The sequence below is a fragment of the Limnospira fusiformis SAG 85.79 genome, from assembly GCF_012516315.1.
Taxonomy (GTDB): Bacteria; Cyanobacteriota; Cyanobacteriia; order Cyanobacteriales; family Microcoleaceae; genus Limnospira; species Limnospira fusiformis.
This window is the reverse complement of record NZ_CP051185.1, coordinates 4,849,426-4,863,674: the sequence shown is the minus strand read 5'-3', so window position 1 is coordinate 4,863,674 and position 14,249 is coordinate 4,849,426. Positions and strand designations below refer to the sequence as shown.

General features: G+C 45.2%; 10 protein-coding genes and 1 pseudogene. 1 reads left to right on the top strand and 10 read right to left on the bottom strand.

Annotation, left to right across the window (positions count from 1 at the left end; genetic code table 11):
• Window positions 1–25 precede the first annotated feature (25 nt).
• From HFV01_RS22920 to HFV01_RS22880, 9 genes and pseudogenes are all read right to left on the bottom strand, one after another.
• Window positions 26–1,135, bottom strand: a complete 1,110-nt coding sequence (locus HFV01_RS22920; RefSeq protein WP_235720291.1) for an RNA-guided endonuclease InsQ/TnpB family protein — start codon at window positions 1,133–1,135, stop codon at window positions 26–28.
• Window positions 1,098–1,709 (bottom strand): annotated as a pseudogene (locus tag HFV01_RS22915) (IS607 family transposase). The gene HFV01_RS22920 and the pseudogene HFV01_RS22915 overlap by 38 nt, the downstream one beginning before the upstream one ends.
• Before the next feature lie 338 nt (window positions 1,710–2,047).
• Window positions 2,048–4,024, bottom strand: coding sequence for a hypothetical protein (locus HFV01_RS22910; RefSeq protein ID WP_193520414.1), 1,977 nt, complete (start codon window positions 4,022–4,024; stop codon window positions 2,048–2,050).
• A 438-nt stretch (window positions 4,025–4,462) separates the two neighbouring features.
• Entirely contained in the window at window positions 4,463–5,698 is a 1,236-nt protein-coding gene (locus HFV01_RS22905) for an ATP phosphoribosyltransferase regulatory subunit (protein ID WP_008057191.1), read from the bottom strand.
• A 92-nt stretch (window positions 5,699–5,790) separates the two neighbouring features.
• The gene (locus HFV01_RS22900; RefSeq protein WP_006670616.1) at window positions 5,791–6,699 is read right to left on the bottom strand and encodes a J domain-containing protein; all 909 of its coding nucleotides are present in this window, start codon (window positions 6,697–6,699) and stop codon (window positions 5,791–5,793) included.
• Window positions 6,700–6,995: 296 nt separating this feature from the next.
• A complete protein-coding gene (locus HFV01_RS22895) occupies window positions 6,996–7,808 on the bottom strand; it encodes an inositol monophosphatase family protein (RefSeq protein ID WP_006621515.1) in 813 nt (270 codons plus the stop codon).
• A 653-nt stretch (window positions 7,809–8,461) separates the two neighbouring features.
• Window positions 8,462–8,992 carry a thermonuclease family protein gene (locus HFV01_RS22890; protein ID WP_006670615.1) on the bottom strand — a complete coding sequence of 177 codons (531 nt, stop codon included), beginning with the start codon at window positions 8,990–8,992 and terminating at the stop codon, window positions 8,462–8,464.
• A gap of 4 nt (window positions 8,993–8,996) precedes the next feature.
• A complete protein-coding gene (locus HFV01_RS22885; RefSeq protein WP_006670614.1) occupies window positions 8,997–9,365 on the bottom strand; it encodes a 2Fe-2S iron-sulfur cluster-binding protein in 369 nt (122 codons plus the stop codon).
• Between the two features lie 577 nt (window positions 9,366–9,942).
• A complete protein-coding gene (locus HFV01_RS22880; RefSeq protein ID WP_006621512.1) occupies window positions 9,943–11,229 on the bottom strand; it encodes a Glu/Leu/Phe/Val family dehydrogenase in 1,287 nt (428 codons plus the stop codon).
• A gap of 288 nt (window positions 11,230–11,517) precedes the next feature.
• On the opposite strand from HFV01_RS22880, the gene HFV01_RS22875 reads away from it, so the two are divergent.
• Window positions 11,518–12,636 carry a TRAP transporter substrate-binding protein gene (locus tag HFV01_RS22875; RefSeq protein ID WP_006621511.1) on the top strand — a complete coding sequence of 373 codons (1,119 nt, stop codon included), beginning with the start codon at window positions 11,518–11,520 and terminating at the stop codon, window positions 12,634–12,636.
• 5 nt (window positions 12,637–12,641) lie between these two features.
• Here HFV01_RS22875 and HFV01_RS22870 read toward each other — a convergent pair whose 3' ends face one another.
• Complete coding sequence (locus HFV01_RS22870; protein ID WP_006621510.1) at window positions 12,642–14,231, bottom strand: bifunctional metallophosphatase/5'-nucleotidase; 1,590 nt, start codon at window positions 14,229–14,231, stop codon at window positions 12,642–12,644.
• Between the last annotated feature and the right edge of the window lie 18 nt (window positions 14,232–14,249).

Sequence of the window (14,249 nt, the reverse complement as noted above, 5' to 3'; positions counted from 1 at the left end):
CGTTACTGTGCAAACACTGATACATTTACGCGACATTTATCCGGCTATTGCCTGACAATGCGACGATAGCACTATTACCCGTTAAGGTAACAGAGGCGGTATCCCGCAAAGCTTTTAGAAAGATTCCAAAAGCACCGTTCCAGTCCCTGGGTAGAGTGAACCCGCACTCAGGACATCGGAACACTTTTGAGCCACCTAGCTGGGAATGCACATGACCACAGTGAGTACAGGTTTTGCTGGTGTATTCTTCCGTCACATCTACAACTGTGGTTCCAGTTATTTCCCCTTGATGTCTCAGGGTTAGTTTGAATCGATAATGCGCCCATGTCAGCATGGCGCGGGCAGTCTTAGACCTGATTTTCCGCTTTGCTTTGGCAACCATATCGGAAGTCTCGAAGGTGGGCAAAAAAATTAGGCTGTAGTTGTGAGTCAAGTAGTGAGCAATTTGTTTGTGGGCTTCATCAACTAGATTGCGGATTTTGGTTCTCATTCGTTGAGTCGCTTGCCTCATCCGTCGCCTTCTTGAACGACAGGGTTCCTTGGCGATTCGGCTCATCAAATCATCCAAATGTTGACATAACCGAGTGATGCGTCCTATATCTCCGGAGCCCAATTCCAGAAATCGTGAACCATCAAACCCAGTTATGAAAGTTCGCACACCCGGGTCTAATGCAATTACGCCATTCGCTTCAGTTGGGGTAACGGCAACTGGTTCAGGGAAAATCGCCAACCATCGACCTTTGGTAAACACCAACTGAGTCCCTTGCCCGCAAGTTTTAGGGATGGGTTCGGAAACCATGAAAGTTAATCCTTTCGTGAGTCTTGGATACCAACTCCCTGAAGAGAAATTAGTATTATTGAACTTAATCCCTTGAGAGCTGTCACGACAGCTCCTAAACCTTGCGCCAGGACTGGCTGAAAAGGCGAGATAGGCATCAAAGATGGCATTTTGCCGAATGTGGCAGGGTGTTTCTTTGACCCATTCGGGTAAGTCACTCTGCATCACTTCGTTGCGTAATTTCAGTTTGCTTAGTCGTTTACCACTCCTAGATAATGCAATTGCTTGGTTGTAGCAATACCGACAAGCAGCCAGCCATTTACGCCAGACTTGATTTAGCTCCGGGCTGGGGTAAATCCGGATCTTCTTTGACCTGAGTTTTGTATTTACTCCGTCCGTATAATCTGGAGCTAAAGCAGTGGAAGAGGGCGAGGATGTCCTCAACCATTTCTGGTTCTGGACTGAGACTTGTCTGGTTGAGAACCATGAGTGAGCACCTGTTTTGCTCACAGAGCCATCGAAACAAGTCAAATCCCCATATTGCCAATCAGTCTTTGTGGGCAACGACAACCATGCCGACATCTCCTGACAAGACTTGTCCCAGTAAGGCCAGCATTTTCTTTCCCTTTCCCTTGAAGTTGAGCCCGCCTCCGATTTCTGAGACGACTTCTGCTTCGGGGTAGAGGTTGGACAGTGCGGCCACCTGTCGGTTGAGGTTGGACTGCTGGGCGCGGCTACTAACTCTGGCATAGATAACGACTTTGCGTTTGTCACTGCCTGATTTGGCAGTATATCACTCAACGTTGTATCGTCGTTGCCCAGCGGGGGTTCTGATGGTCTCGATTGAGCCATTGTCGTCCCATCTGCGGAGTGTTCTTTCATGGACTCCAAGGATTTGGGCGGCTTCCTTGGGTTTGACATATCTGGCAATAGGTTTATCCTCAACCCTTCTCGCTTATTATACCCTATTGCCCTAAAATATTAACCTAATTTGAGATTAAATCATGCTCTCCAACAGCTTACCGCCTAGGGGGGACGTGCGATCGCTTATTTTTCAACACAGTCTTTCTAGGGTCCTTCCAACCGACAAGATATCCAGGTCAAGACACCTCGGAATAATTCACGGTTATTTTAGGCTAATTTAACCCCCAAATAATTACCTGTAGGGTGCGTCAAACCTGGCAGATATGGAGGTCAAGACACCTCCCCATAATTGACGCACCATCTTAACTGTATCGCCTGCTGTTAACTACGGAGATTCATAGAGACTTAAACTGAGGCATATTGTTTACTAATTTCTCGCAAAAATTTAGTCAAAATACGCCGATCTGATTCCTGGGGTAACATTTCCAATAAATCTCCCCAGGATTTGTCTAAATCTTGGTACTTAACATAGTGATGGTTCCAGAGAATTCTGTCATCAGTAAAGGCAATTCCTTGGGTAGACATAAAGCCACTGGTATCTATCAGGGCAATAACTTTTTCGTTATCCTTGAGATATAGCCATTTTTCTAAAGCCTTTGATAGCCTATCCAAGGGAATATTAGGAGCAGAAAAACCATTAGTAAATTTATACTGAGACTGTACCTGATTTTGCACAAATTCTCCGATACGACTGGGGATTTCTTCTTCAGTATAGATGTAGGATAGAGTTTCTAGCTGCTCAAGCACTGATTGATCCCGTTTCTTGCCCTTTTTCATGGATGACCAAACCCAAAATGCTGTACCGAACGCAACCGCTGCCGCACCGCCAGTCATCACACTAACTCCACCCAGAGCCGCCATAATTGCAGTAGTTGCGGCTGCACCGGATAAACTTCCGGCTACTCCCAAAGCAGTGGCTGCAGTCCAAGCGCCCAAAATAGTTGTAGCGCCAGCAATTGTGCCTGTTCCGATCGCAATTCCCAGATTTTTTTTGTCTTCACCATCCATTTTTGAGACTAATGCGATCGAGACAACTCCCGCCGCTCCGATCAGGGCTGCTCCTCCAGTAGCTACGGCTAACCCGCCAAGCATTCCCAAACCTCCAGCAGCCACAGAACCACCACCCAAAGCAGCTAACGCCGCATTAGTAGCAGCCCCTCCAGATAACGTGCTAATCAGAGTCCCCGTACCTGCTGACACTCCACTTGCGCTCAAGGCATTTACAGATACCGGGACGATCGCCGATCCTATTTTGGCAGCGTTTTTTGCTGGTTTAACCAGTGAAAGCACATCATAATTGTTCTGGCTCACAATGTTTTCTAAATCCTGCTGGCGGGCAGCCTGGTAAACCATTTTAGCATTATCTGGAATATTCGCTTGAGCGATAAAGGAGTCTAAGGCTTTTAAGGTTCTTGTATCTTCCACCGTATTGCCGTCGCGTACCTCCTGATAAATTGACAGGTAATTTTCTTTTGTTTTTGAGGATAGTTGGGGACTTTGCCAAATCTCGTTGACTAAAATCAGATCAACGGTTAAAGCCCTTGATTGGGCACTTGCTAAAGAGTAAGTTCCCTGAATTTCTGATGGCAAATCTGAACCCACCACAATTGCATCTAAAGCGGTGAGAGCGTTAAAGTCAGGACATGGTTCATTAGCACGCACATAAGCAAAAGTTCCTTTAATTATTTTCTGCTCTTCTGGACTGAGTGTAGACTCGTTTAAAGTAGAGTCAATGGCTTGCTGAAGTCCCACTAAACGGGAATTGGTACTAGCAAGTTGATAGCGAGCCTGAATGGTGCTGTCCAGCTTAGAAGAAGCGATCGCATAATCCAACAAATTTAAAGCGCTCAGATCCTTAACGTACTCACCATCCTCAATTTGCTCATATACTGACTTACATTTTGAGCGGCTTGAGCCGGGGAGAATAAATTTGACATTTTGGCCAAGTTCTTGATAAATTTTATCGTCTATTTGAGTTCTTTTGTCATACAAAGTATGCAACACAAGCGTAATATCTTTACCCTCAAAACCGCCCCCCTTGATAGTCATCTCTTGGTTATCTTCAATCTTGGCGGGAATTTTCACGGACAAGTCATCTCCCGATCGCAGAGTAACTATCTGCTTTCCCCCATTTCGAGCGATGGTATAAGGAACAAAAATATGATAAGTTTCTAAGGAAATGTTGCTGTTGCCTAATCCTTGGCTATTCGCTTGAACACTCAGTGGATTAATTAAATCTTTGGTCAACAAACCCAAAGTTACTAGAGCGATCGAACCCAGAAAATAGCGACGATTCAGAGGATAACTGTTTGGTGTCAGCATAACAACTAATACCTGAAAATATGACGGTTAATGGATAATTGACAATTGTCGGGGCGGGTTCTGCCGTCAACTCTCAATTCCCCACGACCAGATGAATAAACCCGCCCCACCCCACCAGGGAATTAATGGATAATTGACAATTGACAATTGTCGGGGCGGGTTCTGCTGTCAACTCTCAATTCCCCACGACCAGATGAATAAACCCGCCCCACCCCACCAGGGAATTAATGGATAATTGACAATTGACAATTGTCGGGGCGGGTTCTGCTGTCAACTCTCAATTCCCCACGACCAGATGAATAAACCCACCCCACCCGACTGCTGTCAACTCTCAATTCCCCACGACCAGATGAATAAACCCGCCCCACCCGGTCATTAATTATTAATTATTAATTATTAATTATTAATTATTAATTGTGGGTGTCATGTAAACTGAAATTAGATGGCTTCTAAGGTAGGATTACCTTGTTCATCTACCCAAGCTATTTGGGTAATTCCCCGGCGACGGGCGGACTCTCGGAGGGCGAGTAAATCATCGGAAATACTCAATTCCATTTGTACCTGTGCATCGGGGGACTGACGCAAATCTTGTGCATAAGCAAAGGCGGCGGCTTCAGCTTGGGGGGTTTTGGGAACCACCAAACAATCACCGGAGGGAATATCAGAGGGAAGCTCTCCCATGTCTAATAATACCTGATGCAGTTCCTCAATGGTGAGGGAAAAGCCAATACTGGGTTTAGTTTCTCCCTGGGGATGATAAAGTCCTAAAAGCTGGTCATAACGTCCGCCGCGACCTAATACCCGTGAACCCGAATGACTATCACTGACTACAATAAAGACAATGCCTGTGTAGTAGTCAAAAGTCTGAATCAGACTGAGATCTAGGGTGATAGACATAGGAGATAGAGTATCTGGTCGCAATTTCTGATATTGATTGAGACCATCAATTAAGGATTTTAGGTTGTTGAGGGCAGATCTTTGGCTGTGGTCTAGGTCTAGTTGGGAAACCTTGGCTAAAACGTCTTCAGGACGACCGCGCAAGTCAAAGAGGAATAAAGCCCGTTGTCGCAATTCTGGCGACATGGAAAGGGTTTCCAGAGTAATTCTATCGAGATTAGCGATCGCTTGTCGAACCTGATCGCGTAAGGGTGGCGGAAAGGGAGATAAAAGCGATCGCGTTAATCCAGCTTCCCCTAGGATAAACTGTGGGTTTTGTAAGTTTAGCGATCGCAAACAGTCCCATAGCAGTAGTAAAACTTCCGAGTCAGCGCGGACCCCATCAGCCCCAAGTAATTCTACTCCCGCCTGATAAAATTCTAACTGTGTACCATGTCCCGTCTCTCCACCCTTGCGGAAGATATTAGCATTGTAGTACAGACGTTGCGGCCAGTGGTCATTCCCCGCCATGCGAGAAACCGCCGCCCTAGCAATAGAAGCGGTTAATTCCGGGCGCAGTCCCAAACCTTCATTTTCTGCATCTTGTAATTGTATGACTGTTGAACGTTGTACCGCCCCCCCAGCCATAAGGGTATCAAGCCTTTCCAGGGTAGAGGTGATAATGCGATGATAGCCCCAGCCGTGGAATACTTGCTGTAGTCGGCGTTCAATCCAAATTTTTTGGGCTACATCGAGAGGAAGTAGATCTCGCGCACCCGGTGGCGGTTGATGAATCATGGGATTAAAAAAAGTAGTACAAAATTAGGGGACGGCTTACAGATTATTACAGCTTACCTCCAATTGAGTCGATTTGTTCACCATGGTGGCATTTATTTTTTCTTACTCCCGCCAAATAGTCGCCCTAATAAACCGCCGCTTCCTGAACCTGACTTTTTGCTTTTACCTTTGACACTAGAGGTGGTAGCGGTTTTCTGAATTAGTTGTTGGGCTTCGATCGCTTCCGGCTGATTGGGATCAATACTTAGGGCTTTTTTAATATGGGGTGTACCTAATTTAGGCTGATTTTGTTTCACATAAATCAACCCTAATAGACCATGACAACGGGGGTGTGATGGTTCCCGTTTTACCGCGTCTTTTAGTTCCAGAATAGCTTTAGCATAGTTGCTAGTTTGCATTAACTGGACCGCGCGATCGCAAGCCTTATCCACAAAAGATGTTTTCGCTGGTCGGGGTGGCGGCGCTTCCTCTGACTTAGCTTCTGCTGGTGGGGGTGGCGGCGTGGGTGTAGCGGCTGCATTACCTGGGCGCGATCGCATTAAATACACTAAATTCAGTTCGCTAATTTCCCCAATTCTAGCCAGGGCTTGTTTCGGCGATTCATACTGTTTTTCGACCAATTCTTGTAAACTGGTTTCATATGCTTGATTAAAATCACCTATGGTCTGTAGTTTTTTCGCTGATTCTGTGGAGATTTGAATACTGTTGGGGTCTTGTTTAATGCGAGCGGCGATCGTTTGGATTAACAACTCATATTCTCGTTTCTCATCATCCTTAGAAAACTTGTTATAAGCCGGACTCACCAATTTCGCCAATAATTCCTTACCAATTTCTTGTTCTTCCGCTTCCTGAAAAGCAGAAGTATCTGGATGCAAACGACGCGCAATCCTCATATATTGTTTGCGAATAGCATTAAAATCAGCATCTATTTTAACACCTAAAATAGCATAATTGTCCGTAATTCCAAGCTGGAATAATCCTTGATTAATTTGAAATGACATAGTATTCGCCTTTTGGTATCTGAGAAATGCTAAGTTAAGTTCTAATTTTCAGTGATATTTATGGGATGATAACTAGATGCAACCATATCGAGGATATTCCAATAACCCTCAACTGGAAAGCATAACAGTTAAGCCTGACACAATTACGGATGATTAGCTAATTAAGCCCACAGAGATAACCGGATCGCGGTATCTGTGTGTACGTCTGACCGCAATTCACTCAAGCCCAACTGCTGCTCCATCTTATTTTGACATATTTTCTGACTGATTGGTGATTCTGCTGTGGGAGTCAGAGGCTACCAGGAAGATAAGGGGGGTGTTTCTAACAGGGCTTTACTAAGGCTAGAATGTAGGAAACCATTGGTAGCTAAAATTCGCCCAGATTGAATTTCAAAAGGACTCTCATCATAGGCTGTCACCTTTCCCCCAGCTTCTTGGACTAAGACCACCCCCGCCGCCAAGTCCCAGGGAGATAGTCCTCTCTCCCAATAACCATCTAAACGTCCGCAGGCGACATAGGCTAAATCTACAGAAGCCGACCCACCACGCCTGACTCCCTGAGTGAGGTGAGTCAGATAACAAAATTCCGCATAATTATTATCGGGGGTTTCGCGACGGTCATAAGCAAACCCTGTCACCAATAGACTTTGATCTAGTGAATTGGTTTGAGAGACCTTGATCGGTGTACCGTTACAGGTAGCACCATGACCAGTCGCACCCTGGAATAATTCATCATGAAAGGGATTATATACCGCACCGACCTGGGGGACTCCATCAATCAAAAGAGCGATCGAGGTAGCAAATGCTGGATACTGATGAGCATAGTTAGTGGTACCATCGAGGGGGTCGATCGCCCACAAATAGCGACTGCTAGTATCCCCTAAACTACCAGACTCTTCCGCAAGGATACCATGACCGGGAACATGGCGCTTGAGAACCTCCAAAATTGCCGCTTCTGAGGCTTTATCGGCTTCTGTGACTAAATCTCCTGAGCGTCCTTTCTCTTGAATATCTTGTAAATTACCCCAGTAATACTTTAAGACTGTACCCCCCGCAGTTGCTGCTAGGGTAGCCACATCCAAAAATGTTTGTAATGGTTCTTGAGTCATTTTGGCAAAAATTCCATCAGTTTCAGCTCACAGATAACACGATAACCCGATTAATCAATCATAATTCCCATAGTAGGGAAAGCCTGTGTCTGGGGACAAGTTTTGATTATACGAACAGCACTGGAGCATGAAAACCTTGTCTCAAGAGAGCAAGGATGAAAGGCGACACGGGTACTTTAGTGCCCGTCAGCCCAAGACCTGATCAACTCTCGAACAACATGGCTGTTTGACTTGACACGCTTACTAGATAAATGCTACACCGATTGAGCGTGGATAAAGGTAACCAACCACTTAAAAAACCTTGTTGCCTCAAGGCGTACACTGAACCTTGACCATTGAATCTATGGGGTTTGGCTGCATTGTTCTAGCTTCCTCCTTCGAGCAGGTAAAAGATTCACAGGAACTAGACAAATCAGTTTTTGAGGTATATTTGCTTCAATCTAAACAGGATTGGCAGAAATGCAACTACGGTAGGGCATACCGAAAGTAACGCTTGGGGAGAGTCCCACCTCTGGGCTAGACGACGCCAGGAATCTAGTTTAAGTGGTCTCGGTGAGCCAAGAATCCCCGTCTCTTCAGAGCGGGGAGTGTCAAATGGGGAATCTGAAATTGATTAATTTCCGCCTACCCCCAGACTGTCGGCTCTTTTTCAGTCAGGACTGTTGTTGACGAAACTCAGCGGGGGTAAATCTCATGGGTTCTTCTGGGTTCCAGATACCTAACCCCATGATTCTAGCCCACCGTTGGGCATTGTCAAGGCGTTGGCTGTATTTGTTGTTGTAAATTCCAGCTTGGGCGAGGGCGTAACCTTGTTTAACCAATTCCTCATTAATCAGAATTTGATCGCGCCATATATATGCTAATAGGCGATCATAGCGATCGCTTTCCATTTGGTCAAATTCTAATAGCACCTGCTGTCCCTGACAAAGCTGCTCTAGCCTTCGTTTAGCTTCCATTCCCCAGGGGTCTTGTCTTAGGTCTGGCGCATTAATGCCAATCAGTCTTACCCGCTGTAACTTGGGAATATTATCGGTAGGACTGACAATTTCTATAGTCTGACCACTAACCACCCGTTCTACTCTGACAGTCATACCTGTGGGCATTTCCGGCGGTTCAGAACACCCAACCCCCACGATACAACACAACAGGAGTAACAGTCCGGTAAGCATCAATCTCAATGGCATTAGACTAATCTTCATCTAAGGGGAGCCCCGATCGCACCTTACCTTTACCAAAGTAGCGACCAAACTGGAGTTCGTAGACTTCATCCTCGTCCTGGGTTTCCACTTCCAGGTCTGAACGGGGATAGCTCACACAGAGCAAAGCATATCCTTCTTTTTGGAGTTCTGGAGATAATCCCATCGCCTCCGGCTGATACAACTCCCCTGAGATCACCCGCACCGCGCAAGTTGTACAGGCACCATTGCGACAGGAATAGGGTAAATCTGAACCCTGATTTTCTGCACATGGGAGGATATAGCGATCCTCTGGAACTTGCACACAGTAGGACTTATCCCTTTGGCGATCGTGAATACGAATTGTATGATAGGCGGACATAATATCAGTTCTTGGATTTTTTTCACAACCCCTCCTATCATAGGATATTTTAGCCACCAACAACCAACAGGCAACAGACAACCGCCCACTCACTAACTAAGCGTGGAACCCGCCCGGACAATTAATAATTAATAATTAATAATTAATAATTAATCCATTAATTTACGGGTATTCTGGGGGGTTTATTAAGATGGTCGGTGGGTAATCTAATTAACCGTGGAACCCGCCCCGACAATTAATAATTAATAATTAATAATGAATAATTAATCCATTATCCATTAATTTGCGGATCTTCTGGGAGGTTGATTAATGTGGTCGGTGGGCAATCTAACTAACCGTGGAACCCGCCCCGACAATTAATCCATTATCCATTAATTTGCGGATCTTCTGGGGGGGTGATTAATGTGGTCGGTGGGTAATCTAATTAACCGTGGAACCCGCCCCGACAACATTATCCATTGTTGGGGATAGATAGGGCGGGTTTATTAAGATGATCGGTGATGACTATAACTAACCGTGGAACCCGCCCCGACAACATTAACAATTATTAATTGTTAATTATTAATTGTTAATTATCTTATGGATAGAGTCCCCTATCTTTCATGGCTTGTGAGACCCGACCGACACCGAGAGTATAGGCAGCAAGCCGCAAAGAGACAGACCGTTGTTGGGAATGTTGGCTAACGCGGTGGTAGGCATTACGGAGTAGTTTTTCCATTTCCCGATTCACCCGTTTTTCATCCCAGAAAAGGAAAGATTGACCTTGCACCCATTCCAGATAGCTAACCACGACACCACCCGCATTAGCGAGGATATCTGGCAAGACAGTAATCCCCCGCGTTTCGAGTATTTGGTCGGCGATGAGGGTAATGGGAGCATTAGCAGCCTCTGCCACTAATTTCGCCTGAATGCGATCGGCATTATCTTCAGTAATTTGGTCTTCTAAAGCAGCAGGAATCAAGACATCACAGGGAAGGGTGAGTAATTCAGCATTACTAATGCTATCGCTACCAGGAAAACCGACAACAGTTTTCTGGTTATTCACATGAGATTGCAAAGCCGGAATATCCAAGCCATTAGCATCAAAAACGCCGCCAAAGGCATCAGAAACAGCAATAATTTTAGCCCCGGCTTCGTGAAGGAGTTGTGCCGCTGCGCCGCCGACTTTTCCAAATCCCTGAATAGCAATTGTCACACCTTCTAGGGTTTGTCCTTTCTCTAATAAGGCTTCTCTGACAGTAATCATCACCCCGCGTCCGGTCGCCATATCTCGACCTTTTGAACCGCCAATAGATAGGGGTTTTCCGGTGACGACACCTAGGACAGCATGACCCATATTCATAGAATAGGTATCCATCATCCAAGCCATTTCTCGTGAGGATGTGCCGATATCTGGTGCGGGGATATCGATCGCCGGACCAATATCTTTAATCAATTCGCTAGTGTAGCGACGGGTGAGGCGTTCCAGTTCCCCTACGCTATATTGCGCGGGGTCAATAGCAATCCCACCTTTAGCGCCACCGTAGGGAATCCCTAATAGGGCACATTTCCAGGTCATCAACATGGCTAAGGCTGACAATTCTCCCAGATTAACAGTGGGATGATATCGGGTTCCGCCTTTATAGGGACCGAGGACATCACAGTGCTGCACCCGGTGTCCGGCGAGGATTTGTACTTTTCCATTGTCTAATTTAACCGGAATGGAAACGGTGACGACTTTCCGGGGATGTTCTAAAATCACCAAGATATTTGGGTCCATACCTAGTTCCGCAGCCGCTTGGTTTAAATAGCTACAGGTGCGATCGAATGGACAAATATAAGCCGGAGTTGGGGATGTAGTCGCTACCTGGGATGATACAACCATAATTTATTAAACCTCTTTATTAATTAATTGTTCAGGCTGAAGCCAGAAGCTAGACAGTACAGCGATCTGTTCTGACCAACTTCTTGATCCCCAGCTATATTCCCTCATATCTGTACCATAACTTAAAAAAATCGATAAATACAAAATTATGTAAAAATTGTTACAGTTTTAAATTAGGTGATATGAAAAATCAGCAAAAACTGACTCAGTGAACCCGTTGGGTTTAAAATTAGATGAAATACTCAAGCCTACTGGCCTAATTTCTCTCACCGAAAGTAAGCAAAAATTATGAAACGTCGAAATATCCTCGGTTATGCTGCCACTGGAGTGGCCACCGCCGCCGCCTTGGCTGCCTGTAATCCCCAAAATACAAGTCCGGCTGTTCAAAGTGACTCTTTACCACGGGTACGCTGGAAAATGGCTACAAGTTGGCCAACTTCCCTAGATACGCTATATGGCGCTGCTGAACTAATCGCGGAATTGGTCAGTAAACTAACAGACGGACGATTTACTATCCAAACTTTTGCGGCGGGGGAAATTGTGCCGGGGTTACAGGTGTTGGATGCTATTCAACAGGGAACTGTCGAATGTGGTCACACGGCGAGTTATTACTACATCGGTAAAAACCCGGCTTTGACTTTTGGCACCTGTGTTCCCTTCGGACTTAATACGCAGCAACAGATGGCTTGGCTATATCATGGCGGCGGTATTGAGGCGATGAATAAGCTATATGCCGATTTTAATACTATTGCTTTTCCGGCCGGAAATTCTGGGGCTCAGATGGGGGGATGGTTTAAAAGAGAAGTAAATAATATCGCTGATTTAAATGGGTTAAAAATGCGGATTCCTGGCTTGGGTGGCGAGGTTCTCTCCCGCTTGGGGGTGAATGTTCAGGTTTTACCGGGAGGAGAAATTTTCCTGGCTTTGGAAAGGGGGGCTATTGATGCGGCGGAGTTTGTTGGTCCCTATGATGATGAAAAGTTAGGCTTAAATAATGCGGCGAGGTTATACTATTATCCGGGTTGGTGGGAACCGGGATCTAGTTTTGATTTGCAGATTAATTTGACGGCTTGGAATAGGTTGCCGACTGAGTATCAGGAAATTCTGAAAACAGCAGCGTCGGCGGCTAATATTCAAACTTTAGCTAAGTATGATGTCCAGAACCCTCAAGCGTTGAAAAGGTTGATTGATGGGGGGACTCAGTTAAAGGCTTTTAGCCCAGAAATTTTACAGGCTTCTCTGGCTGCAACTACGGATTTACTGGAGGATATGGCTATTCGTAATTCCTCTTTCCGAGATATTTATGAACCCTGGAAACAGTTTCGAGATAGCATCCGACAGTGGCACGCTGTGGGTGAGTTTGCTTTCAGTAATTTTGTGTCAACACCTATTTTAGAAGGGTTGTAGCAAGGTTAAAGAGGTGCTTTGATGATACGATCGCCTACTGGGGGATTAATCAGGGGGCGATCGCTTATATAATCAGCCACAACATCTGACAGTAAAAAACCAGTATCTACCTGATTATTAGACTGTTTGAAAATTTCGTAACCATCGCCGCCTGTCATTAAAAAAGTGTTGGTAACTACCCGATAACTAACATCATCTTCTAGGGGTTTCATGCTACCATCAGGACTGATGACATTAACTGACATAATCCGCGAACCTATGGGCGCTTCTGGATTCCACATCAATTGAATTCCAGACACTTGCGGAAAACTTCCCTCTCCCTTTTCTACTCCACTAACACCATGTTCTAACAGTTTTTTTATCTGATTTCCGGTGAAGTCACAACGAGCGATCGTATTTCCGAAGGGGAGAACTTCCATAACTTGACCAAGGGTGATATTCCCCGCCGGAATACTGGCTCGAATTCCTCCCCCATTAACAATCGCTATTTCGGCACCGTCTGGCTGCATTTTTGCCAGAATTGCATCAGCAATTAGATTTCCTAAGTTGGTCTCAATAGAGCGAATATTTCGGCGATCGCCATCTAGTACAGTATCAGTTTGACCAATAACTTTATTTCGTAATTCTTCCAGGGGGGCTTGGAAAACTTGCAATTGCGCTTCAAAATCCGGGTCAGGAATAATACTTTCATCCACAGCATGAGGAGAACCAGACCAATATATTAGATGACCTCTACCATCAAAAACAACTTGTAAATCCCCCAAATATTTCCCCCATTCCCAATCAGTCACCACTAACACATTATCCCCATTAGGGGAAGTTTCTACCAAAGGATAAGGTTGAGTCGCACCTGGTATATTTCCTAGGGGAGTGTGGGAATGTCCCCCCACAATTAGATCAATTCCATCCACTTGTTGGGCTAATTTAATATCCTCAGAAATGCCTAAATGAGTCAGGGCGATGATTTTATTTACACCACGACCTCTGAGAATTTTAACTGTTTTTTTGGCAGCGGCGATCGGATCAAGAAACTTAATACCTTCCCCAGGACTAGACAAAACCTCCGTGTCTGGTGTCGTTAACCCCAAAATACCTATTTGTTCACGATTGACATGAACAATAATCCAAGATTTGATTAAATCAGACAACGGTGAGTTGACATCAATTTCCAGATTAGAGGAAATCATCGGAAACGCCGAACTTCTAATAAACTCCGCCAAGGTTTCCTGTCCTCGGTCAAATTCATGATTTCCGATCGCCACAGCCGCATAATTCATTTGATTATAAAAGGGAACATCTGCTTGACCTAAATACTTATTAAAATACAGCGTTCCCTGGAAAATATCCCCCGCATCTAGCAATAGGGTTGTCGTTTCATTCTCAGCCAGGAGTGTATCAATTAGGGTTTTTCGTCGCGCAATACCACCTAACAAGTTATCCCCAACTTCCACCGATTCTAGGCGAGCATGATGGTCGTTTGTATGTAATAATCTTAGGCTAAAATCCTGTGAGTTTACCAAAGCATCATGAAAGGCAATTCCTACAAAAATTGCTCCCACAAATAAAATCCCATACAAGCGTACAGCCCACTTCATGATTATGACTAGATTATC

Coding starts and splice junctions, on each gene's coding strand:
- HFV01_RS22910 (WP_193520414.1), bottom strand. CDS start 4,024: ATGCTGACACCAAACAGTTATCCTCTGAATCGTCGCTATTTTCTGGGT.
- HFV01_RS22905 (WP_008057191.1), bottom strand. CDS start 5,698: ATGATTCATCAACCGCCACCGGGTGCGCGAGATCTACTTCCTCTCGAT.
- HFV01_RS22900 (WP_006670616.1), bottom strand. CDS start 6,699: ATGTCATTTCAAATTAATCAAGGATTATTCCAGCTTGGAATTACGGAC.
- HFV01_RS22895 (WP_006621515.1), bottom strand. CDS start 7,808: ATGACTCAAGAACCATTACAAACATTTTTGGATGTGGCTACCCTAGCA.
- HFV01_RS22890 (WP_006670615.1), bottom strand. CDS start 8,992: ATGCCATTGAGATTGATGCTTACCGGACTGTTACTCCTGTTGTGTTGT.
- HFV01_RS22885 (WP_006670614.1), bottom strand. CDS start 9,365: ATGTCCGCCTATCATACAATTCGTATTCACGATCGCCAAAGGGATAAG.
- HFV01_RS22880 (WP_006621512.1), bottom strand. CDS start 11,229: ATGGTTGTATCATCCCAGGTAGCGACTACATCCCCAACTCCGGCTTAT.
- HFV01_RS22875 (WP_006621511.1), top strand. CDS start 11,518: ATGAAACGTCGAAATATCCTCGGTTATGCTGCCACTGGAGTGGCCACC.
- HFV01_RS22870 (WP_006621510.1), bottom strand. CDS start 14,231: ATGAAGTGGGCTGTACGCTTGTATGGGATTTTATTTGTGGGAGCAATT.